This is a genomic window from Picosynechococcus sp. NKBG15041c, from assembly GCF_055380235.1.
Genome location: NZ_AP040363.1, coordinates 2,362,155 through 2,385,651 on the forward strand (window position 1 = coordinate 2,362,155; position 23,497 = coordinate 2,385,651).

Here is a 23,497-nt window from a genome sequence, read left to right on the forward strand (position 1 = left end):
GGGTAAAAGTAATGCAGAAACCCATTCTGGTTGGTGGCTTAGGTTTGGCTTTATTTTTGGCGATTTTGGGCCATTGGCAGGTCTCTGTTTTTGACCTGGGGGAATGGCTCTTCTGGGGGGCGATCGCCTGGGGCGGTGTGATGCTCTGGCAGAAAAAACAGCCCCCCCAACCCCGGGATAATCCGAAAAATCCTCTGAAAAAAGCCGATGTAGACCAGGCGATCGCCACCGCCCAAACCTGGGTGAATGCCTTGCAGCAGGAAGCGCCGGATCAAGATTTCAGCAACTTTCAGCAAATCCTCACAGACCTCAGCCAAGAATTCCAACAAGACCACTTCAATATCGTCATCACCGGCGGCCGGGGGGTCGGCAAAACCACCCTGCTAAAACAATGCCAAGACCGCAAACTCGCCCATTGCACTTTTCAAGAAACACCACCCCTCTTTACGGATCTGGCGGCCTATGACCAACAGGCCCAAAATCAAGTTTTTGCTGCCGATCTGGTTATTTTTCTAGTGACAGGGGATCTGATGGCCTCCCAGTGGCAACTCCTCAACCATTGGCACCATGCCCGTCAAAAAATCCTCCTCGCTTTTAATAAGCAAGATCAATACCAACCAGAACAACGGGAATTGATCCTCAATCAACTGCGCCATCACTGCCAAACGGCGATCGCCCCCAGCCATATCCTCCCAATTGCGGCGGCACCCCAGGTGGTGAAAGTGAAAAAAATCCAAGCTGATGGCACCACCATTGAACATTTTGAGCAGCCTGCCCCCGATCTAGACCACCTTCACGTACAACTCAAAACTCTCCTCGATAATCCTGAGATACAGCAACAACTCCGTTGGTCAACCATTTGGCGTACCGCGAGGCTGACCCAGCATAATGCCAAGGCCGCCCTCAACCAGTACCGCCGGACAAAAGCCTTACCTATCCTCGAAAAATACCAGTGGCTCGCCGCTGGAACGACCTTTGCAAACCCGGTTGCGGCGTTAGACCTTCTCGCCACCGCCGCCGTTACTGGACAAATGATTATGGATTTGGGAGCGATTTACCACCAGCGTCTTTCCTTTGGTCAAGCCCAGGCGATCGCCACCGCCCTCGGTAAACAAATGATTCAACTGGGCCTCGTTGAGCTTTCGACCCAAGCCGTCGGTGGCGTTCTGAAAACCAACGCCATTACCTATATCGCCGGGGGAACCATTCAAGGCGTGAGCGCCGCCTACTTAACCCACATCGCCGGGCTGAGTTTGATCCAATATTTCCAAGAACAGCTCCCCCAAACTCAAAATGAACCTCTGAATTTCGAAAAACTTGGCCATATTTTAAAAACTGTTTTCGAACAAAATCAACGCTCCCAGTTTTTCGGCAACTTCGTCAAAGGAACTTGGCAGCGCCTTTCCCCCCAAACCACTGGCTAAGGTCTTAAGATCTATAGTTACCCCCAAAGTCATAAAAATCATATGGATATCGAACTTGAAAACTTAGAAGCATCTGTCGAAAATTTACTCTCAGCGGCGAAAACCCACCTAGAAGAACAAAAACTTCAGCAACAGCGGGATGAGCAATATCAAGAAATTGTGCGTCAACGGGAAGCGAAGTTAAATCCTCTCCTAAAAAAAGTAGAAGAAATGATTAGTACCTACCGGGCTGAAGGATATCACCATGCCGAAATAATTCAACAATTACAAGAAAAAGCCGAAGATATTCGCCGTGAAATTGCTGAAATTCCCGAAAGAGCAGCGGAAATTGTTGATGCTCAACTTGTACTCCGGGAAGAAAGACTTTTAGAAGAAAAGGTACGAGAAAAAGTCCAGAAATGGCAATCAGATCTGCGGGATGATCTCCTAGATATGATTTTTGAACAGCAAGACTTTTTTAGTGCTACCGATGCGGCGATCGCCATTCGTGGTTACATCGAAGATCTCAAAGACATCGGTGCCCTCGAAGAGGTCGTTGATGCCCTCATTAATCAAATCAATGAACATAGCGAAGAAGGCCCTGTGGCCCGTTTGCGGGGAACCCACGAGCAGACCTTAAATTTTATCTACAACAAAGCCCTTGAAAATCGTTCCCGCACTGACCATCACCCCAATATCCAGCCTAAATCGCGTCACCGTAAATCGGATAAGCGGCCGGAACTCTATATTGATTTAGCAGGAAAAGTGATCGTTTTTGGTGGGCACGATCGCCTCCAGACCGCCGTTAAAAATCGTCTCCGGGGTTCCCAAGTAGAATTGCTCTGGTACAGCGAACAAGATGGCTTACAGCTTTCGGCCCAGGGGGAGACCCAGGTCAGTAGCGCAGATTTGATCTTGATTATCACTGGCTATGCGAGCCACTCCATGACGGAGCGAGCCATGGAAGCCTGCAAAAAAGTTGACAAAAGATATGAAATTATCAACACCACTGGCATGACTAGGGTACTAGAAGCCATCGAAGCAGGCTTGAAAACCCAACAACTGGCGCAACTGTGGAATAAATAATCAATCCCATGGCAGTCCCCCCTAAGATTCTCATCCAAACGGCTCAATTGGTTTGGCAAACGCTTTGGCGCACCATGATGGCCCAGTTAGCCCCGGGCGATCGCTCAGGAAATTTCCAACGGGTAGACAGTCAATTTCGGCAGCAGATTGGTACAGAGACCTTTCCGGCAGCGCCCCATCGATATCGCCTGTATGTTGGCTTAATCTGTCCCTGGGCCCATCGCACAGTCATCACCCACGTGCTGAAAGGCCTCGAAGACTGCATTGATCTCAAGGTGGCGATCGCCGACCTGTCGGTGGGGGGCTGGCGCCTTGAAAACGATCCAACGGGTTGCCGCAGTATGCAGGAACTTTATCGCCTGGGCCAACCAGATTACACCGGGCGCTATTCTGTGCCAGTGCTATGGGATTGTCAAAACAAACAAATCGTCAATAATGAAAGTGCCGAAATCATCGTCATGCTGAACGAGGCCTTTAACCTATGGGCAAAATACCCAGACCGTGATTTATACCCAGCCCATCTACGTGGGGAGGGCGATCGCCTCAATGAACTGATCTATCGCACGGTGAATAATGGCGTATATCGCTGCGGTTTTGCCCGCACCCAAGCGGCCTATGACCAAGGGGTAACAGAACTATTTGCCACTTTAGATTTGCTAGAAAAGCAACTCGGCGATCGCCGTTATCTGTTGGGCGACCAGCTCACCCTCTGCGATGTACGCCTGTTTACGACGCTGATTCGTTTCGATCTGGTTTACCATGGCCTGTTCAAATGCGATCGCCGCCGCATTCGCGATTATGAAAACCTCTGGGGCTATGTGCGTGACATTTACCAACAGTCAGGCATTGCTGCCACCTGTCCCCTCCAGACCATTCACCGGGAATATTACCAGTCCCTTTTCCCCCTCAACCCCGGTGGCATTATTCCCATTGGTTTTGATATCACTGAATTGACCATTCCCCATCATCGCGGTTGAGCCCAGCAATACAGATTTTTACCTGGGGATTAATTAATTGCGCTCAACAAAAAAAACCACAGTCTAGATGTGGACTTTTTACAGAATATCAATGGGGCAATCAATCTCAGAAATGAAGGTTTGCGGATATGGTCGTTGGGAGCAATACTGCCTGTAGAGGGCATGAAACAGGACAACCCAGCAAAACGTCAGTTTTATGGTGGATGCGGTTTCCGTTCCCATGGAATTAGGGAGCCGCACTCTATGGCTAAGCGAAGCACGTCGTCGGGTCGTTCACCACTGCTTACATTTGTTTGGCTTGATTAACGGCAGTCTCCCGACCGAAAGCTGGCTTAGGCTCTAATCGAGGTCTGCCGCATCATCATCATCCTCTTCTTCAAAGCCGTCATCATCCATGAGTTCAGAAAGGTCTTGATCATCGATCATGTCATCAATGAAATCTTCTTTTTTCTCACGATAGATAATCCGTCCATTCTCTTCTAGCCATTCTAGTAATGATGTCTTTTGCTCTAGGGCAATCACAGAAGCAGGCGCATATCGGGGCTCTTGGCGCAAAGAAGGGTTTTTCATATCTCAGGCGAATCAATATCGGAATGTGGGCAGTTTTTTAGTATAACCTATCACCGGAAAATCACCGGGGCTCTTTCGTCCTAGACCAAGAGGGGATAAGCCTGGCCAGACACTGGTTCTAAAACCGAAGTATCAGGCTGTTTTTGGTGGAGCATTGCCTCAAAATCCGCGACAGTGCCCTGGGGCTTGAGAAATTTCATCACAATTCCTTCAAAACTCACATCCCCTCCAGCTGCGGTGGGTAAAACGACTTTGGGCTTGAGCCACTCACAGGCTTGGAGGGCACTGGCCTGGCCTTTGATAACAGGGCCGAGCAAGGGCAGGGTGAGATTAATTAGGGGGGTCACAAGCACATCGATGGGGGCATATTGCTTCAGGCTTGGCCAATGGTAACCATGGGGTTCGTAATAGAGGCTGTGGCCAGTGCTGAGATCTTTCAGCAAATAGCCATTCTCAAAGGTGGTTGGCCCCACAGGGGAGCCTTTTAGGGCTAAGATTTCGAGCTGATCAAATGTGATTTTTTGGTTATGGTTGAGGGTGTGAATGGTCTGGTAACCGATCGCCTGGACAACTTTTGCCCCATTGGGTGAGGCCACAACGGGTAAGCTTTGGTCGAGGTGGCGTAGGGTAGGCGGATGGGCGTGGTCTGGGAGACCTTGGGATAAGAGAATCAAGTCAACATTTTCCGGAATTGATCGGTCCTGGGGGCGATCGCCCTTAAAGAGCCAGGGGGTATTGCCAAAGGTCAAAGAGCCCACTAGCCAAGGGTCAAGGAGAATCCGTTTGCCAGCGATCACAATCAGCCAGCTATTACTATCGAGGTATGTCAGTTCCATGGATCACCTAGAAGCGCTCTTTTACAAATCTTAACTAAATTGCGGCCCCAGAGGGATAACTAACCCCGGGCATTAACGGCGTGGTTCGAGGGCGGCCTGGGGATAGGAGATCCGCTTATGGTTGTACTGTGCCCATACCTCCACAAACACATTGGCAATGGCATTGAGTTCATTCCGGCTAATGCCAGATTCTGCCAGTTGTCCATCCTGTAGACGCGCCCGAAAGATGCGATTGACCATAATAACAGCCTGGGCAGGGGTGGCTTCCTTGAGCGACCGCAGGGCCGCTTCACAACTGTCGGCTAGCATTACAATGCCCGTTTCTCGCGATTGGGGAATGGGGCCTTCATAGCGGAACTGACTTTCATCGACACTATCGGGGGATTTTCCTTCCTCTTCGGCGATCGCCCGGGCCCGGTGGTAAAAATAAGAAATTTGCATCGTCCCCTGGTGCTCTGGGATAAAATCTCGGATCGCCTTAGGCAGCTTATGTTTTTTGGCCATTTTGATCCCTTCCGTCACGTGTTTGCGGATAATCTCCGCACTTTCGTAGGGATTGAGGTGATCATGCTTGTTGGGAGTTCCCTGTTGATTTTCGATAAAACCTTGGGGGTCATGGGTTTTGCCAATGTCATGGTACAGGGTTCCGGCTCGAATCAACTCCACATTGCAATTGAGTTTGCGACCAGCAGCCTCGGCGAGGGAGGCAACGAACAGTGTGTGTTGAAACGTCCCGGGGGTTTCATTCGCCAGCTTTGTCAGGAGGGGACGGTTGGGGTTAGACAGTTCAGCAAGGCGGATGGGAGTCAACAGCTCAAACAGGCTTTCAAGGTAGGGAGAAAGCCCTAAAGCCACAATGATCCAGACGGTGCCTGAGAGGCCAAACAGAGCAGCTTCTGGCAAAAGAATATACCAGATGGTATCAGCACTAGCACTGCTGCCGAGATTCCAAGCAAGGCTGATGATAGTTTGCACAAAGCCAACCCGCAAACCCAGGGTTGCCTGTTCTTCTCGGGAACGGAGATGGCCACCCATCTGGGCCGCAATTAACCCCCCAATGGTGGCCGCAACGAGTTGATCCCATTGAATATCTTCCTGACTGATGCCTGTAATGCTGGAGAGCAAAATCACTTGGGTGACGGCAATGTGGGGATGATACAGGCTACTAGTCAGTAGACCGACGGCGGGGAGGTTGTTGTTATAGGGAAACTTGACGAGCGCCAGGACCGGTGTGCTTAGACTAATGCAGAGGAGTAAAATCCAATCCCGGCGTCGGGGAGATTTTTGGGTTTTGAGAGTGATGAAGACGACAAGGCCGACAGCACCGCTGATCAGCAGACCATAACTCCCAAGGCCGAGCCAATTGATTTGGCGATTGCTCAAGTTAAAGCCGTCGAGCAAAACAAATGTTGCTTGATCGATTTGTTCGCCTTTTGCGACGATGATATCTCCATCACTGACACTAACAATGACTGGTTCTACGGCAAGGGCGGCCTGTTCTGAACGGCGTTTTGTTTCATCACGGTCTTCAATGAGATTGGGACGCAGGGTTTGGGTAAGCACTTCAATGCTAAAAGAGCGGCCAATGTCTTCATTTTCTAACTGGGCCTGGATGGTCTCTTGTAAAAGGCTCTGAGAAACCCCTTGGGGAATACCTTGGGTCAAGATACGATCGCCCGCCTGGAGAATATTGCGGCGAATCTGTTCCCAGTCACCATCGGACAGACGGAGGAGGGTGGTTTGGTGGGTTTGGAAAAGCTCCGTATCAAAGGTGGTTTGGGATTCGGCGATCGCCTGTTGATAGCCCGCCCGGGCGACCATAACCTGGGTCATCACATCCTGCACTGCCTGGGGAGACGCCTCCCCAGCATAGGTATAAAGTTCCCGGAGAGGCGTTACAAGGCTTGGATCATCCGGGAGGAGGCTCTCTAGGGGAGGGAGTGGTGTTTCGGCGAACTGGTCAGTAACACGGACAATTTCCTCCCATTGCTCGCGGTCGCTTTGGCGGAGAGTGGCTTGGCTGGGCAAGGAGAGAATGGAGGGTTCGAGGAAGGGGAACTCCCCGGCAACACTGCGAATATTACTGATACTGTCAAGAATTTTTTTGAGATTTTCTTTGATCACTGGGGTCACTTCAGGATCACGCTTTAGGCTCGGGATTGCTCCTTTGCGAATTTCTTGGCGTTTTGCTTCGGTGGTTTTTGTATCTTCAAATTCGCCATCTGCGGGGGCAATGATCGTTCTCGGGGCAATTGTATCTACGGCGAGCTGGGGCTGATTGTAAAAGCGATCGCCAGTGACCCCCGTCAGCGAGACCACCGCAATGACTGCCAGGATTGACATGGGAACTGTGCGGGAAGACGATGACAGAGAGTCTTGATCTCGTTTTGAATTCAACCAAAAATTCATATGCAAGTTAGGGAAAATAATTAACCAGATGCTGGCCCGTCGCGGCAAATTTCAAAAAGGGTCGCACGCTATTTAACAGAATGGCACTGGGAGATAAGTTGAAGTTGGGGACGATATTGCAGAACGGACTGACTCGCAATGAGTGGCAACTGATCCAACTGTAACTGATTTTTTAGCGGAAGTCCTGACCAACGGCTCCAAAATTCCAAGACCTGTGTACTGATCTCCCGGCGGTTATGGTCACGGGATAGAAGCAAGGGAAAATGGCGATCGCCCCGGAGTGCCCCCAGCAAGATGGCTACCCATAATCGCACGACAGCAGGACTCGATTGGGCCAGGGCTAACGCCTCTGGCCAGCGACAATAGCCCTTGGCGATCGCCCCACAAATCAGCAGAAGCCCTTGCATCTCCTCTGGTTCTCCCAAAGTTTGCACTGCTTTTTGGTAACCATGCCAGGTCTGCCCCTGGCGCAAACAATCCCGGAAACCTGGGCCAAACCGAGTAGATTGGATCACTTGATCTACCCAATGATCACTGGTAAACTTTTCCCGGAGGCAGCCACTGATGAGCTGCGCCAAGTCGAAGATAATGTCCTGCTGCGTTGCGGGTAAGGCAAAGGCGCTGAGGCGATCGCCCAAATAATCAGGATCTTCGTGGAAGAATAAAAAGACTGGCAGCAACAAAAACCCATTGGCCAAGGGATCCGCCGTCCATGTGGGTTCCCAATTGCCCACTTCCCCTCGCTGACAGAACTGTGCCAGCAAGGTTTCCATCTCAAGTTTTAATGGCGCAGTGGACTCTTGATCAAAATGCCAGGCGATCGCCAGCTGAATACCCAATAGGCGGTGATACAAACTAACAATCATCCCCTTTTCCTCCCTGGGAGCGTTGCCAAGCTTCCCATAGATCTGGCCGCCGCGCTTTGGTGCGACTCACCTGTTGCGCCAAACGCCAGGCCGCGATTTTTTGATGATTGCCGGACCGGAGTACCTCTGGCACCTCCCAACCCCGGAATGTCGCTGGACGAGTATATTGCGGATAGTCAAGTAGCGGCAACTGAAAACTATCGGCTCTTAGGGACGCCTCCTTGCCCACTGTCCCTGGCAACAGACGAATAATGCCATTGAGTAATGTGAGGGCGGGAATTTCACCGCAGGTTAAAACAAAATCCCCCAAGGATATTTCCCGCGTCACTAAATGTTCCCGCACCCGTTCATCTACCCCCTCATAGTGACCACAGATCAAAACCAATTGGTCATAGGTTGTTAATTCGGCTAAAAGCTGTTGATCTAACCGCTCCCCCTGGGGGGTCATTAAAATAATTTCTCGCTTGGGTTGTATGGGCAAAGATTCTACTGCGGCAAACAGGGGTTCTGGTTTTAAGAGCATGCCAGCTCCGCCACCATAGGGTTCGTCATCAACGCTGCGGTGTTTGTCTGTGGTGAAATCGCGCGGATTAGTAAAACTGACCGTAGCAACGCCTTTCCCCAGGGCTTTCCCTAGTAGGCCAGACTGGAGGGGAGAGGTAAAAAAGTCTGGAAAAAGGGTCACGAGATCGAAATGTAAAGCCATGGAAAAAAGGAGGTAAAGTGATGATTTTTTGACCTAAAGAAGGATAATCAGTGAATTTGAGAATGACAAGGACTATGCAATAATTGGGGGGATTTTTCTGGATTTCTCTGGTTTTTTGGGTAAGGGTTCAGACCGTAGAAATCTGGTCGCTGGCTCGGGCCAACTAGTCACCCGATCCAACACAAACGGATCTAGAATTTTTTCACTCACCTGTCCTCAAGATTAAACTAATGCCGTCAGAAACTCCGCTTGCGCAGCCGACTTCTTTTAAGAGTTCCATCCTCGTTATCGGGGGAGCGGAAGATAAGGTGCATGGTAAAGAAATTCTTACTTCGTTTTTCCGGCGCTCTGGGGGAACGGAAGCGGCGATCGCCATTATTCCTTCGGCCTCCCGGGAGCCACTCTTGATTGGCGATCGCTATCAGCGGATTTTTGAAGACATGGGCGTCTCCCAGGTGAAGGTTTTGGATGTACGCGATCGCATCCATGCCGAAGATAGCTATTACCAAGACTTTGTCGAAAATTGCACAGGGGTTTTTATGACTGGGGGCGATCAACTCCGCCTCTGCGGTCTTCTTTCAGATACACCGTTAATGGAACGGATCCGCCAGCGACTCCATGGGGGCGAAATCACCTTAGCAGGGACCAGCGCCGGAGCGGCGGTGATGGGGCATCACATGATTGCTGGGGGTAGTAGTGGCGAATCTCCCAACCGGGGGCTGGTGGATTTGGCCATGGGTCTGGGGATGATCCCAGAAATTGTGGTGGATCAACATTTCCATAACCGCAATCGCATGGTACGCCTCCTCAGTACAATCGCCGTCCACCCAGACCGTTTGGGTTTAGGTATTGATGAAGATACAGCGGCGGTTTTTGAGCGAGAGGGCTATCTGGAGGTACTCGGTCGCGGCACGGTGACCATTGTGGATGCTCGCGATCTTAGTTATACCAACCAGGCGGCCGTCGATACCGCTGCCCCCCTTAGCCTGCATAACCTCCACCTCCATGTCCTCTGCCATGGCGATCGCTATGACCTCAAAACCCACCGGCCAATGTCCGGAAACCTTTAAATGATGGTCACTAACCGACAAATAATTCGCGAACAAATTGTCCTAGAATAATTAGCAATTTTAAGGCGATCGCCAACGATCACTCCCCCCTGTGCCCCACTCTCTCCCTAGGCCTCTCCACCATCCCTAGCCCCCAGCGCCGATTGTCCTTTGTGTGTCGTCCCCCACAAGCCCCCCCAGATCTTCAACAACGCCAACCATGAGAATCCTCAAGACCCTAACCCTCAGAGGCCCGAACTATTGGAGCATTCGACGCACAAAATTGATCGTCATGCGTCTTGACCTCGAAGAAATTGCCGAAGTCCCTTCCAATGAGATCAGTGGATTCTACCAAGCCCTCAGTGACACTCTCCCTAGTCTTGTTGAACATTACTGTTCTCCCGGTTGTCGCGGCGGCTTTTTGACCCGAGTACGAGAAGGAACCCTCATGGGTCACATTGTTGAGCATGTTGCCCTCGAACTCCAAGAACTAGCAGGGATGCCCGTCGGTTTTGGCCGCACCCGGTCTACCGCAGATCACGGTGTATATAACGTTGTATTTGAATACATCTACGAACAAGCTGGCCGCTACGCTGGGCGCGCTGCCGTGCGCCTTTGCCAGTCGATCCTCGACACTGGCCGCTACCCCGCCGAAGATCTTGCCCAAGACATTGCCGATTTAAAAGATCTCTGTGCCAGCTCTGCCCTTGGTCCCAGCACAGAAACCATTATCAAAGAGGCTGAATCCCGCGGCATTCCCTGGTCTCTTTTGAGTGCTCGGTCGATGATTCAGCTCGGTTATGGCGTCAATCAGCAGCGGATTCAAGCAACCCTGAGTAGTCATTCAAGCATTTTGGCCGTCGAGCTTGCCTGCGACAAAGAAGGAACCAAAAACATTCTCGCCGACGCTGGCATTCCCGTGCCCCGGGGCACAGTCATTCGCTACCTTGATGACCTTGAAGATGCGATCGCCGATGTCGGTGGCTATCCCATTGTGCTCAAGCCCCTCGATGGCAACCATGGCCGGGGCATCACCATTGATATCAAAAGCTGGGAAGACGCCGAACATGCCTATGATCTTGCCAGCGAAGCCTCAAAAACCCGTTCCGTTATCGTCGAGCGCTATTACAAAGGAAGTGACCACCGTGTCCTAGTAATCAATGGCAAGCTGGTGGCTGTCTCTGAGCGTGTACCGGCCCATGTCCTTGGAGATGGCCACTCTACCATCGAAGCATTAATTGACGAAACAAACCGTGACCCCAACCGGGGCGATGGCCATGACAATGTTTTGACTCGCATCGTAGTTGACCAAACGGTTTTGAAGGTACTGGCCCGCCAAGGCTTGTCCCTCGATACCATCCTCCGGGAAGGAGAGGTCGCTTACCTCCGGGCCACCGCAAACCTCAGCACTGGCGGAATTGCAGTCGATCGTACCGATGATATTCATCCCTACAATGCCTGGATCTTTGAGCGGGTCGCTAAGATTATCGGTCTAGATATTGCGGGTATCGATGTAGTAACCGAAGACATTACCAAGCCCCTCCCTGACACCGATGGGGTCATTGTAGAAGTGAATGCAGCTCCTGGGTTTCGGATGCATGTCGCCCCAAGCCGGGGCTTACCACGCAATGTGGCAGCCCCCGTTCTTGATATGCTCTACCCGAAGGGGCAACCGAGCCGAATCCCAGTGATTGCCCTAACAGGAACCAACGGCAAAACCACCACAACTCGTTTAACGGCCCATATTTATCGCCAGACGGGTAAGGTGGTGGGCTATACCAGTACTGATGGGGTTTATATCGGCGATTATCTTGCCCAAAAAGGCGACAACACTGGCCCCCAAAGTGCAGCGATGATCCTCCAAGATCCGACCGTGGAAGTGGCGATTCTTGAATCAGCCCGGGGCGGCATTTTGCGAGCGGGTTTAGCCTTCGATAGCTGTGATGTGGGTGTTGTATTAAATGTTGCTGCCGATCACCTTGGCCTCGGAGACATTAACACTATTGAACAGATGGCCCAAGTTAAGGGGGTGATTGCGGAAACGGTGAGCCCCGATGGTCATGCAGTGCTCAATGCGGACGACCCCCTAGTGGCGGCGATGGCAGAAAAAGTTCGGGGGAAATTGACTTATTTTTCGATGCAGCCGGATAATCCGCTGGTCTTAGAGCATGTACGTCGGGGCGGCTTAGCGGCGATTTATGAAGATGGTTATCTGACCCTCTTGGAGGGAGACTGGAAACTGCAGATAGAGCATGTCAAAAATGCCCCTGTAACCATGGGGGGGATGGCGCCTTTTATGATTGCCAATGCCCTCGCTGCTTGTTTGGCAGCCTTTGCCCAAGGGGTTGATATTGAGCATATTCGGCAAGGATTGCGGACCTTTAAGCCTTCCGCTGCCCAGACCCCAGGTCGCATGAATTTGTTTAATCTGGGAGATCACCACGCTCTTATAGACTATGCCCATAACCCAGCGGGCTATGAGGCGGTGGGTGCTTTTGTCAAAAACTGGCCGGGTCAACGGATCGGGGTAGTGGGTGGCCCTGGCGATCGCCGGGATGAAGATTTAATTTTATTGGGACAAATCGCCGCCCAGGTCTTTGATCAAATCATCGTCAAGGAAGATGATGACAAACGAGGTCGTGCTGCGGGCGAAGTGGCAAGTTTGATTATTCAAGGCATCCAGACCACTAATCCTAACTGTCGCTATGAGACGATCCTCGATGAGCAGCAAGCCCTCAAGATCGCCCTTGACAATGCCCCAGCAGAAAGTTTGGTTGTCATTTTTCCTGAAAGTGTGACCCGGGCGATCGCCCTTATTGAAAAGCGCAATCCACTGCAAGATAACCCGGTTATGATGTCGCCAAGCCCTGTGCATTAAGTGTGTATTACAAAGGAAAATAGGCGATCGCTCCTGTTGATTTGTGTCGTGGAGAAGGGAGGGCGATCGCCCTCTTTTTTTGTGGCAATAACAGCTCAAGATTGCAAACTTCAGATGAGTTCCCCCATGAGCATCAGAAAAAATTATTGAGCTTATCGAAAATCTCAAGAGATCGACCACCCCTTTCTATAGTAAAAATCATATACTAAATACTAATTTCATAGTCTAAATGCTATTTTATGCCGCGACTGCTCAAAGTGGTTATTCTCGTGCCATTACTTTAATGCTGCCATTTAAATAATTTTTTATGTCTTCAATCTTCTGGATAAATTTACTGCATAAAAAGTTATTGAGTTATTTTTGATTTATTGGAGTATAAGCTAATGTTTTCTCAGATTCCTGAACGGACATTCCATAATGTTCGTTGGGTTTTAACCTGTGGTTGGTTACTGTTAATTGCCTCTTTATTCTATGATCCCATTTCTTCGATATTCACCGCACCGGAACAGGAATGGAGTCCCTTTCGCCTTCGCCCAGAAGAATGTATTTTGGTGCAAAATCAATGCTTGCAATTAGACCCGTATCCCCTCGGTGCACCTTTTTTTTGGGGAATCATTGTTCCTAGTGCAATTTTGATTTTATTGGTCTTTGGCCATGAACTTTGGCGACGAATCTGTCCTCTATCTTTTCTCTCACAAATTCCCCGTGCCTTAGGTTGGCAACGTCGCCTTAAACATACCGACACAAAATCTAGCAAAGTCCGCTATGAAATCCCAAAGATAAAACCCAATTCTTGGTTGGGACGCAATTATCTCTATCTGCAATTTGCGCTGTTATTCATTGGTTTATGTTTTCGGATTTTATTTATTAATGGCGATCGCCTATTCCTTGCCCTCTGGCTAACCACAACCATTGTCGCGGCGATTATTGTGGGCTATTTATATGGTGGGAAAACCTGGTGCAATTACTTTTGTCCAATGGCACCTGTCCAGAAAATTTACGCAGAGCCCAAAGGACTATTCACCACCAAGGCCCATATGAGTGAAACACGGATCACCCAGTCCATGTGTCGTACCGTTGAAGATAATCAAGAAAAAAGTGCCTGTGTTGCCTGTCAGAAGCCCTGCATTGATATTGATGCGGAAGGAACCTACTGGGAAGGCTTAGAAAAACCTGAAACAAAATTTGTTTACTATTGTTATTTTGGTTTAGTCGTTGGCTATTTCTTCTATTACTATCTCTATGCCGGGAATTGGAATTATTACTTTTCAGGGGCCTGGGCGATGGAGGGAAATAGTCTTAGTACCCTCCTGAATTCTGGTTTTTATCTATACGGCCAAGCCTTGCCTGTGCCGAAATTACTAGCCGTGCCCCTCACCCTTGGTTTATTTACTGCTTGGGGATATGGCATGGGTTTGCTCGGCGAAAGACTCTACCGCCGCTATCTTAATTGGTCCAAAAAGAAAGCCCATCTATTTTTGATTCGCCATCACCTCTTTAGTATTTGTACCTTTCTGGCCTTTAACTTATTTTTTGTTTTTGGCGGCCGCCCCTTTATTCGCCTATTGCCCAGCTATATCCAAGAGGGCTTTGATATTCTGATTGTGCTTGTGAGCGCTTTTTGGTTGATGCAGGTATTGAAGCGGGAACCAGAGCTATATGCCCGTGAAGGGTTGGCCCGCAGATTCCAAAAACAATTGATTAAGATGAAGTTTCCAGTCCATCAATACTTTTCGGGCCGGGAAATTGATGAGTTAAATCCCCATGAAGTTTATGTGATGGCGAAAGTGCTCCCTGGTTTTACCCAACAAAAGCGGGAGGAAGCTTATAAAGAAGTTCTCCGGGAAGCTCTAGCGGAAGGTTATGTGAACTCCGCCAGTAGTCTCGGGGTGCTACAACACCTGCGGACGGAGCTAGATATCGGCGATCGCCAACATGAAACTTTATTAAAAGAATTGGGGGTTGAAGATCCGACCTTGCTGGATCCGAATCGCCAACGGGATCTCGAAAATTTAGTCAGGCTATCTGGGTATCGTCAATCTTTAGAGCGTTTAATGAATTTACAGCGATTGACCGTAGAAAAAATTGAGGCTATTTCGCCCGCAACCATGGCCGCCCAAGGGCTTGCGCAGACAGAGGATCCAGCAAAACTGCAGCAAGAATCCCAGGTTTACCTAGAAAGATTACGCCACCTGCTCAAGTCTTACCACGGATTAAACCAGTCTTTTATTACAGACTATCGCCCTGTTGTTGCCTTGCTATTAGCGGTCGTTCGGCAGAAAAAAGAACTCTTAGTTTGTGCCTTGTTACATCGCCTGAGTATTTTAGGGGTTGATCAGGGTTGGGAGATTGCGACGGAATTGGGTCGTTTGTCTCCTACGGTGTTACAGGATATTTTGGCGGATCCCCGCTCAGAATGGCACCAAAAGCTTGATCGCGATCTATTGGAGCAACTCCAACGGTCAGACATTGATATGGCCTGTTCCCTGAGTTTACCGGTGAGCACCGTTGTGGAAACCCTAGAGCTTTTACTCACGGAACCCAACGCCTTAATTCAAGCGGTTTGTCTATATCTGTTAGCGCAATTTGATCAACAAAAAGCGGCTTTGTTAGCAGAAAAGTTTGCAGGCGATCGCCACCCATTATTAACGGAAATTTTGCCGAAAATTTCTAAGGGCATTCCCCTGAGCCTAAAAGCATTACCCACCTTAGAACGAATTACTTATCTATTTAATAGTGACTTTTTCCAGTCCTTAGATAGTGAAACCTTAATTGCCCTGGCCCAGCGTGCCGAGGTGAAATCCTTTCAGCGAGAAGAACATATCACGGAAGCGGGGGATACCTGCCGCGAGTTACTGCTGTTAATGGAAGGGGATGTGGAAATTGTCGTTCAGGATGCTGATGGTACGGAACGAAAGTCCAGCTTACTGCCAGGACGAATCCTTGATGAGTTGGAGGTTTTAACCCACACCAATTTGATGGGGACAATCATCGCAAAAGCACCTTTAACCCGTGTTTTAGCCATTCCTGTAGAAGCATTTGATGATCTATTGGAAGGCGATCGCCACCTGGCGATGAAGGTGCTGGAACTGGAAAGTCTCCGGCTAAAAACCCTGTTGGAAAACCGTTAATCCCCAGTTACCGGCCTTGTTATTTTTCAGGTTGAATGGCGGCGAGGGGCAAGGACTTGTAATTCCCGAGGATTTTAAGAATTTCGGTGTGGGTTTGCAGTTCGGCGATCGCCGCTTGGACATCGGGGTTGGTCAGACAGCCATCGAGGTCAATGAAGAATAGGTATTCGCCCAGCGATCGCTTCGTGGGCCGCGATTCAATGCGACTGAGGTTGATCTGGCGACGGGCAAACACTTCGAGGGCTTTGACTAGAACTCCCGGAATTTTTGCAGGCAGGGTAAAGGCCAAGGAGATGACCTCCCCAGCGGTCTGGGGCGTTTTACTCAGAACCCAAAAACGGGTGCAATTTTGGGGAAAATCACCGATCGCATCGACGAGAATCGGCAAGTCATATAATTTTGCGGCTCGGGGAGCGGCGATCGCCCCCAGGTGAGGATTTTCCTGGAGACTACCTAATACTGCGGTGGTGGAGTTGGCTTCAATCAGAGCCGCGTGGGGGAGATTCTTTTCGAGCCACCGCTGACATTGGGCCAAGGCCTGGGGATGCGATCGCACTTCTTTGATCTGACTAAAATCTTCGGCAAAGGAAATGAGTGCATGGTGAATTGGCAAAATAATCTGCTGACAAATTGAAAGGGGATGCAACTCCCAAACCAAATCTAAGGCGATCGCCACCGATCCTTGGATCGAATTTTCTACCGGGATCACCGCCAACTGCACCTCATCATGGGCCAGGGCATACAAACTCTGGGCAATGCTCTGGCAAGGCAAAAGCGCTGTGGTCAAGGATTGGGCTTGCTGGAGCCAGGTTTGATAGGTCTGGGCCGCTGCTTCGGCATTGGTTCCCGCTGGCCCAAGATGGGCAATTGTAATGGTCATACCCTACTGTCGATTGCTGGTGTCTCCAATCCTACCAAGTTTCCAGCTGCTTACCGCTGCTGGGGTCGCATCTGCCACCAGATCATGGCCCCACTCACCACCAGCAGTAAGAGGCCGAAAGCATTGAGGAAAGGATAGATGATCTCTAAATTTAATGGCCCAAATTTTCCCCGGTGAAATTCTAAGAGCCAATAAAAGTCTGCCGTATTGCCAGTGAGTACTGCCACTTGAAATAAAGATCCCGTCAGGACGGTGATCAACAGTGGAGCGACCATCACCGGGACAAGGCGACGGTGAATTTTGCGCAGATCACGCTGGAGCAGAGCCATGAATTTTTACCTCAAGGAGAAATTTGCCTCTCTATTGTGGTTTTTTTTCTGAAAATTGGCTGGTAGAGCTGACGATGGCCGCTTCCTGGAAATATTTGTAGGTGGTGTAGGCCAGGGTAATTACCCCCGTGAGGATCGCGCTTTCGTCAATGTCAAAGAGGGGATGGTGGAGCGGATAATTTAAACGATTTTGGTGACCGACCCCCAGACGAAACATCGTACCGGGGACATTATCCAAGTACATGGAAAAGTCTTCTGCGCCCAGGGAAGGTTCTAGGAGAATTTCTACATGGCGATCGCCTAGGGCTTCTCGACTGGCTTGTTCAAGAATTTTTGTCAGGGCCGGATCATTCTGGACCGAGGGCACGCCCCGTTGGTAATTCACCGTATATTTCGCCCCGTAGGTGCTGCAGATATTGGCGACAATATTTTCGATCCACTGGGGCAGTTCGGCGTGGGTTTCGGGATGGAGCGATCGCACTGTACCGGTCATATGGACTTCATCGGCGATGATGTTAGCGGCTCGACCACCGTTAATTTTGCCAATGGTGAGCACAATGGGCCGCAGGGGATTTTGGGTGCGACTAATGGACTGTTGCAGGGCCGTAATGACCTGGGCCGCGATCCAAATCGCATCAATGGCTTGGTGGGGACGCGCCCCATGGCCCGATTCGCCGTAGATGAAAATTTCGAGATCATCGGCCGCCGCTGTCAGCGCTCCATAGCGAATCCCCACGTTTTTTGCGGGGATCGTCGGAAAGACATGTAGCCCTAAAACCCCATCAACCCCCGTGAGGGCACCATCATCTACCATCCATTTCGCCCCCTGGGCAATTTCTTCGGCGGGCTGAAAGAGAAAGCGCACGCTTCCGGCGATCGCCTCCGGCAGTTGGGCCAAAACCATCGCTGCCCCCAAGCCGACGGTGGTATGCACATCATGGCCGCAGGCATGCATCACCCCCATGCGGGTAGAAGCAAAATCTAACTTGGTACATTCCTGGATCGGCAAAGCATCCATATCGACCCGAATCGCCAAGGTGCGTGGATCAGTGCCTTGGCCCTGTAGATTGCCGATCACCCCGGTTTTTCCCACCGACTCTTGCACCGCAATGCCGCAGGAAGACAGCACCCCAGACACATAGGCCGCCGTTTGATGTTCTTCTCCACTCAGTTCTGGGTGAGCATGGATATGGCGGCGGATTTCAATTAGACGGGGGGCTAATTTTTCAGCGAGATTTTGAATTTCAGCGAGCATAGGGGCTGTTGCAGGAAGATGGGCGCAAAGAACTTGGATCTTCCATTGTAAAACAGCTCATTTAGGGGCCCTAGATCTACCACTGGGCGATCGCCAACGCTCAACGACAAAAAATCCCCAGAATAACTCCGGGGATCCATTGACCTTCTCCAAAACAAAAGACAAAACGACGAATTATACCAATACAAAATATTAGGCAGACCAGCAAAAAGCAATGCTAGTTTAAATAGCGCCCATGCTACCTAAACCAAGGATTGCACCTACACCGAGAACATGGCCAAAACTGGTGGTCGCCAAGAGTGCAGGTAAGCCCATGCCACCGAACATGTCAGGCATCGGCAACGCAGGCCCTTCGGAGGGATGCTTGATGGTGGCTTTGCCAATGGCGATCGCCAAGATGTTACAGATGATCATCACCACTGCAACCTTCGGGCTCCACTCCATGGTGGTCGGTACGGCAGTAGCTAGGGTAAGGGCAAGAGACATAAACTTGACTCCTAAAAACAGTTTAGTAAAGTTTTGATTTTTATCGTAATCGTCCCTAGTTTTGCCCAAAGATGAGCATTTGCTTTATTTCCGTTGCAATACTTAGCAACATCACAAAGTTTTGTGAAGAAGTATCATTTTCAACTAGGCCGCCCGAATTAAAGCCACCTCAATCTCATCTTCTGTCGGTTGGGCGATCGCCGCCGTAATATCCGGGCCAAAGAATCGTTCAATTTTTTCCTGGCGCGTTTGCCAATCTTCCAAAGAAAACAGGGGTGATTTGAATTCTAGCACCAGGGCATAGCGCCCCTCCCGAGCCTCCTCGCGGATGTGATGTAAAAGAGGCCGTTCTTCATCGGTTGGGCTCAACCCCAAGCGCTCCAGGGCGTCATCTAGGTGGCAGTCTTGGCCATAACGATATCGGGTAACATCTTTTCTAATCTGCTGCTGGGTCGCCGTCGCCTGGGTCGCCCGCAGGTCTTCAATTTCCTGAGAAAGAGCTTCACTATAGGGAGTGGGCTTGATTTCTGCTGCTTTCAGGGCCAGACCCCCAAGCAGAATCGGGATGCCATAGAACATACCCGCCAAATTCAACGTCGCATTACCAAAGCCATAGGCCGCAAACCCAATTACAGAAAGGATGCCACCGATGACTAAACCCACACTACCCAAGGAAATCTTGCCGAACATGCGGTTGCCCCATAAATCCTAAAACACAAAACGTTACTAATCTTAACATGCTATTTTTCGGTCGTTGGTAAGCTGTAGTCGCTATTGGGGGTCGAAGGATCTGTAATGGTCGCCACTAGGGTTTTGATCGTTTCCTTCGCACTTTTACCGCCTGTGACAATCACCCGGTGCGCCAAGACAAAGGGCGCTAAATATTTAATATCATCGGTGGTGATGAAATCGCGATCCGCAAGAAACGCATAGGCTTGGGCTGCCCGCTGGAGAGCCACAGTACCCCGGGGGCTCACGCCGAGAATAATCCCCTCATAATCCCGTGATTTTTGCGCAATTTTGACAATATATTCTTGAATTGATTTCGCAACGTGAATTTGATTGACATGGCCCTGGAGTTCACGGACCTCTTCTAGGGAAATACAAGGGGTCAGCTCATCGGGAGCAATGCGGGATTGATGCAGTTGAAGCATATCCACTTCTTCGGCAAAACCAGGATAGCCCAAAGATAGGGAAAGCATGAAGCGATCCATTTGAGCTTCAGGTAAGGGAAATGTGCCTTGGTATTCGATGGGGTTTTGGGTCGCAATCACAAAAAACGGTTTAGGTACTTTGCGGGCTTCGCCATCAACGGTCACTTGCTGCTCTTCCATCACTTCTAAGAGGGCAGATTGGGTGCGGGGAGTGGCGCGGTTAATTTCGTCGGCAAGGAGAACATTGGCAAAAACGGGGCCAGAGAGGAATTCAAATTCCCGGCTGCTGGGGTTCCAAATATTTGTACCAGTGATGTCGCTTGGGAGGAGATCGGGGGTGCATTGGATCCGCTGAAAACGGCCGTTAACAGAGCGGGCTAGGGATTTAGCAAGGAGGGTTTTGCCGACCCCAGGTACGTCTTCGAGGAGGACATGGCCCCCACTCAACATCGCCACCAAAACTAAGCGAATGGCGTCTTCTTTCCCGACGATGGTTTTGGAGAGATTGTCTGTGAGGTCACGGATGCGTTCTTTCATATCAATGGGGAGAGGGGGTAAGGAGGGTACGGGCGCGATCGCCATCTTGATCAATTTGCGCTTGGAGGGCTTGAATGGAGGCGAATTTTTGCTCTGGACGCAGGTAATGGTGCAGTTCAACAGTTAGGGTGTCGCCATAGAGGTCTTGGTGATGGTCTAAGAGGTGAACTTCCACAGTGGGCTGAGTTGTGGCGGTGATGGTGGGGCGACAGCCAATATTTAGTATGCCCCATTGTTGCCTGGGCAGGGTGTCTCCAGTTACTTGGACGGCATAGACGCCATACTTCGGCAGAAATTTTGTGGGTTCAATGGCAAGATTAGCCGTGGGAAAGCCGATGGTACGTCCGAGCTTTTGGCCATGGATGACTTTTCCTTGCAAGCGATAGGGACGACCGAGGAGTTGATTGCCATAGTCAATTTTGCCGAGGGTGAGGGCCTCGCGAATGGCAGAACTGCTAATTCTTGTTTCCCCTTCACGGCATAGCGGCGTAATATGCACATCAATGCCAAAGGTTTGGGCGATCGCCTGAAGATCTGTTGCATTGCCACTGCGCCCTTGACCAAAGGAAAAATCAATCCCCACACTAATAAATTGAGTTTGGAGCTGTTTAACAAGGATTTCGGCGACAAATTCCGTGGGGGTGAGGGCGGCCAGCTCCCGATCAAAAGAGAGCAACACCAGTTGTTCGGTGCCAAAGTGGGCAAGAATTTCTTGTTTTTCCCCTAGGGGTGTGAGGGAATGTTGTGGATTACCAGAAAAAAATTCCCGGGGATGGGGATCAAAAGTGACAACGGTAGCATAGGCTTTCTGGGATTTCTCCGGGCGATCGCCAATCACTGTTTTTTCCGAGAGAGCCCTGGCCCGATGGATCGCTGGCGCAATCACCTGCTGATGTCCCCGGTGTACCCCGTCAAAATTACCGAGGGCAACACAGGTCGGTGTTAGCGCCTCAATGGTCGATGAAATTACCCGCACACTTTACAGTTTGAAACATTTGACCGTATTTTATACCGAATATCACACCGTTAGCGGTGCCACCGATCCAGAACAATCTTGATTTTGTTCCCGAATGGCTTGGAGCACGATTGATTGTCCTTCCTGGGCAACGGTAGTCTGAGCAAATTTTTGACGTGCTGCGCCACAGATCTCATCGAGACAATCGTCATCATGGCTGGGGTCATGGTGAAAAAGAACCAATTGCTTGACCTGGGATGCCTGGGCAACCTTCACCGCCTCTTGCCAAGTACTGTGACCCCAACCGACTTTGCCGCCCTGGGGGTTGTGGTATTCCTGCTCGGTATAGGTCGCATCAATAATCAGCACATCAACTCCCTGGGCCAGGGTTAAAACCGCCTCATCAAGGCGATCGGGGTAATGTTCTGTATCAGTAATATAAGCTGCGGCCAAACCCTGCCAATCTACTCGGTAACCTACTGCCCCACCGGGATGGTTTAGGCGGGCATTCGTGACGGTCACATCTCCTAGGGGTAAATTTTCTGCCACCGCTAGGGCAAAAAAGCGCAGGTCTGACTGCATGACTTGGAGGGGGACTGGAAAATTGGGGTGGAGCATTTGGTCGTGGAGTCGCTGGCGAATCGTCACGCCGTCTCCATCTTCCCCCATCAGAACACCATAAATATTGAAGCTATTCCCCGCCTGAAAAGCTGGGGCAAAAAATGGGAAACCCTGGATATGATCCCAATGGGAATGGGAAAAGAAAAGGTGGCCTTGGACGGGGCTCCCCTGCGCCATGAGCTCTTCTCCCAAAAGGCGCAAACCTGTACCACCATCAAAAATCAATCGCTGCTGGCCTACAAGCATCTCAACGCAGGGGGTATTCCCACCGTAGCGTACTGTTTTTTTGCCAGGACAGGGGACACTCCCCCGCACTCCCCAGAATTTTATTGTGAATTCTGACTTCGCCTTGGGTGTCACGTTATATAACCTAATGGACTGGGGATAGGCTGCCACCCAAGGGACATCGGTGATGTGTTCTTGGTGATTTGGCAAGCATTATTCTGAGATTAGTCTAGGGGCTGGCATACGAAGTGCCAGGACTTTTTTCATGACTTGTTCTCAGGCTAGCAGACCCGACTCCAAAATGGGATCGGCTGCATCACTTACGTATAGTGATTTCGATCACTAGTTTATCGCCCTAGGTAATGCAGTTGGTTGATTGCCTCGGTACAGCGTTGAGTCACTTCGTTGAGGGCTTCTTTTTTGACCGAAGAGGGTGGGGCGATCGCCTCGCCAATGCGCACGGTCAAGGGGACGGGTTGGGGCATTTTCTTCCCATTAACAAAGATTTTTTCAGTACCCCACAGACTAATGGGGACGAGGGGAACTTGGGCCTTGGCCGCAATGAGAGCCGCCCCCGGTTTGGGATCAGTCACCGTGCCATCTGGGGTGCGGGTTCCCTGGAGAAATACACCAACGCCCCACCCTGCTTCGAGGGCTTTGAGGGCAGCACGGATAGCGGCGCGATCGCCGGCCCCCCGTTTGACAGGATAAGCACCATAGAGGGCGATCGCCTGTTTGAGTACGGGGACGCGAAACAATTCTTCCTTGGCCATAAAAGCCACCGGACGACAGAGACAATTGGAGAGAATGGGCGGGTCAAAATTACTCGCATGGTTACTCACGGCAATGAATGGTCCCTGGGTTGGCACATGCTCAACGCCATAGACACGCCCCCGAAAATAAGCCCGAAACACTGGGTTAACAAATCCCCACTTAAAGGCGCGGTAGAGAATTAAACTCCCTAGGGGTTCCCGGGCCCGGGGGGACAATGGCTCAGACATGGTGTGATTAATGTTCAACAATGACGGTTTGGTCAACTGATATTACCGCGATCGCCGAATCAATACCTAAATTTTTCCAGCCTTAGAAAGGCCGCGAACCAAAGCAAGCAACCCTAGGCGGCAGCTCTTTAATGAGGATGCCG

At 50.5% G+C, this 23,497-nt stretch carries 21 protein-coding genes; 7 read left to right on the top strand and 14 right to left on the bottom strand.

Translation table 11 applies throughout. The annotated features are described in order from the left end of the window. Window positions 1-11 precede the first annotated feature (11 nt). The 4 genes from ACZ45B_RS11355 (at window position 12) to ACZ45B_RS11370 (ending at window position 3,809) form a co-directional block, all read left to right on the top strand. The gene (locus ACZ45B_RS11355) at window positions 12-1,424 is read left to right on the top strand and encodes a slr1306 family protein (protein ID WP_024545116.1); all 1,413 of its coding nucleotides are present in this window, start codon (window positions 12-14) and stop codon (window positions 1,422-1,424) included. Between the two features lie 42 nt (window positions 1,425-1,466). Beyond that, window positions 1,467-2,489, top strand: a complete 1,023-nt coding sequence (locus ACZ45B_RS11360; RefSeq protein ID WP_024545117.1) for a DUF2325 domain-containing protein — start codon at window positions 1,467-1,469, stop codon at window positions 2,487-2,489. Between the two features lie 8 nt (window positions 2,490-2,497). Beyond that, window positions 2,498-3,466, top strand: a complete 969-nt coding sequence (locus ACZ45B_RS11365) for a glutathione S-transferase family protein (protein WP_024545118.1) — start codon at window positions 2,498-2,500, stop codon at window positions 3,464-3,466. A 196-nt stretch (window positions 3,467-3,662) separates the two neighbouring features. Continuing rightward, entirely contained in the window at window positions 3,663-3,809 is a 147-nt protein-coding gene (locus ACZ45B_RS11370) for a hypothetical protein (RefSeq protein WP_158505975.1), read from the top strand. Here the strand turns inward: ACZ45B_RS11370 and ACZ45B_RS11375 are convergent. From ACZ45B_RS11375 to trmD, 5 genes are all read right to left on the bottom strand, one after another. After that, on the bottom strand, window positions 3,806-4,036 hold the full coding sequence (locus ACZ45B_RS11375) for a DUF3134 domain-containing protein (protein ID WP_024545119.1): 231 nt from the start codon (window positions 4,034-4,036) through the stop codon (window positions 3,806-3,808). The genes ACZ45B_RS11370 and ACZ45B_RS11375 overlap by 4 nt on opposite strands. A gap of 80 nt (window positions 4,037-4,116) precedes the next feature. Continuing rightward, window positions 4,117-4,872 (bottom strand): MBL fold metallo-hydrolase, encoded by a 756-nt coding sequence (locus tag ACZ45B_RS11380; protein WP_024545120.1) that lies wholly within the window; start codon window positions 4,870-4,872, stop codon window positions 4,117-4,119. 72 nt (window positions 4,873-4,944) lie between these two features. Continuing rightward, window positions 4,945-7,215, bottom strand: coding sequence for an HD family phosphohydrolase (locus ACZ45B_RS11385; RefSeq protein WP_236612402.1), 2,271 nt, complete (start codon window positions 7,213-7,215; stop codon window positions 4,945-4,947). Window positions 7,216-7,349: 134 nt separating this feature from the next. Beyond that, on the bottom strand, window positions 7,350-8,147 hold the full coding sequence (locus ACZ45B_RS11390; RefSeq protein ID WP_038027784.1) for a hypothetical protein: 798 nt from the start codon (window positions 8,145-8,147) through the stop codon (window positions 7,350-7,352). Then, window positions 8,137-8,853: a tRNA (guanosine(37)-N1)-methyltransferase TrmD gene (gene trmD, locus ACZ45B_RS11395; protein WP_024545123.1), complete on the bottom strand. Its 717-nt coding sequence runs from the start codon at window positions 8,851-8,853 to the stop codon at window positions 8,137-8,139. Before trmD ends, ACZ45B_RS11390 begins: the two co-directional genes overlap by 11 nt. A gap of 230 nt (window positions 8,854-9,083) precedes the next feature. Here trmD and ACZ45B_RS11400 point away from each other — a divergent pair, with 230 nt between their 5' ends. The 3 genes from ACZ45B_RS11400 to ACZ45B_RS11410 all read left to right on the top strand — a co-directional run bounded on the left by ACZ45B_RS11400 (window position 9,084) and on the right by ACZ45B_RS11410 (window position 15,911). Beyond that, the gene (locus ACZ45B_RS11400; protein WP_024545124.1) at window positions 9,084-9,923 is read left to right on the top strand and encodes a cyanophycinase; all 840 of its coding nucleotides are present in this window, start codon (window positions 9,084-9,086) and stop codon (window positions 9,921-9,923) included. A gap of 199 nt (window positions 9,924-10,122) precedes the next feature. Beyond that, on the top strand, window positions 10,123-12,780 hold the full coding sequence (gene cphA, locus ACZ45B_RS11405) for a cyanophycin synthetase (RefSeq protein ID WP_024545125.1): 2,658 nt from the start codon (window positions 10,123-10,125) through the stop codon (window positions 12,778-12,780). A gap of 383 nt (window positions 12,781-13,163) precedes the next feature. Further along, a complete protein-coding gene (locus ACZ45B_RS11410; protein WP_024545126.1) occupies window positions 13,164-15,911 on the top strand; it encodes a cyclic nucleotide-binding domain-containing protein in 2,748 nt (915 codons plus the stop codon). 19 nt (window positions 15,912-15,930) lie between these two features. Here the strand turns inward: ACZ45B_RS11410 and pheA are convergent, their stop codons facing one another. The 9 genes from pheA to ACZ45B_RS11455 form a co-directional block, all read right to left on the bottom strand. Next, window positions 15,931-16,791, bottom strand: a complete 861-nt coding sequence (pheA, locus tag ACZ45B_RS11415; RefSeq protein ID WP_024545127.1) for a prephenate dehydratase — start codon at window positions 16,789-16,791, stop codon at window positions 15,931-15,933. Window positions 16,792-16,841: 50 nt separating this feature from the next. Then, on the bottom strand, window positions 16,842-17,120 hold the full coding sequence (locus ACZ45B_RS11420; protein WP_024545128.1) for a hypothetical protein: 279 nt from the start codon (window positions 17,118-17,120) through the stop codon (window positions 16,842-16,844). Between the two features lie 31 nt (window positions 17,121-17,151). Continuing rightward, window positions 17,152-18,375, bottom strand: coding sequence for a M20 family metallopeptidase (locus ACZ45B_RS11425; RefSeq protein WP_024545129.1), 1,224 nt, complete (start codon window positions 18,373-18,375; stop codon window positions 17,152-17,154). Window positions 18,376-18,597: 222 nt separating this feature from the next. Then, the gene (psaK, locus tag ACZ45B_RS11430) at window positions 18,598-18,861 is read right to left on the bottom strand and encodes a photosystem I reaction center subunit PsaK (RefSeq protein ID WP_024545130.1); all 264 of its coding nucleotides are present in this window, start codon (window positions 18,859-18,861) and stop codon (window positions 18,598-18,600) included. 144 nt (window positions 18,862-19,005) lie between these two features. Continuing rightward, entirely contained in the window at window positions 19,006-19,551 is a 546-nt protein-coding gene (locus ACZ45B_RS11435) for a DUF2854 domain-containing protein (protein ID WP_024545131.1), read from the bottom strand. 50 nt (window positions 19,552-19,601) lie between these two features. Next, window positions 19,602-20,552 (bottom strand): AAA family ATPase, encoded by a 951-nt coding sequence (locus ACZ45B_RS11440; protein ID WP_024545132.1) that lies wholly within the window; start codon window positions 20,550-20,552, stop codon window positions 19,602-19,604. A gap of 1 nt (window position 20,553) precedes the next feature. Next, the gene (locus ACZ45B_RS11445) at window positions 20,554-21,528 is read right to left on the bottom strand and encodes a bifunctional riboflavin kinase/FAD synthetase (RefSeq protein ID WP_024545133.1); all 975 of its coding nucleotides are present in this window, start codon (window positions 21,526-21,528) and stop codon (window positions 20,554-20,556) included. A 42-nt stretch (window positions 21,529-21,570) separates the two neighbouring features. After that, window positions 21,571-22,488 carry an MBL fold metallo-hydrolase gene (locus ACZ45B_RS11450; RefSeq protein WP_029681687.1) on the bottom strand — a complete coding sequence of 306 codons (918 nt, stop codon included), beginning with the start codon at window positions 22,486-22,488 and terminating at the stop codon, window positions 21,571-21,573. A 212-nt stretch (window positions 22,489-22,700) separates the two neighbouring features. Continuing rightward, complete coding sequence (locus ACZ45B_RS11455) at window positions 22,701-23,354, bottom strand: lysophospholipid acyltransferase family protein (protein WP_029681688.1); 654 nt, start codon at window positions 23,352-23,354, stop codon at window positions 22,701-22,703. Window positions 23,355-23,497 lie beyond the last annotated feature (143 nt).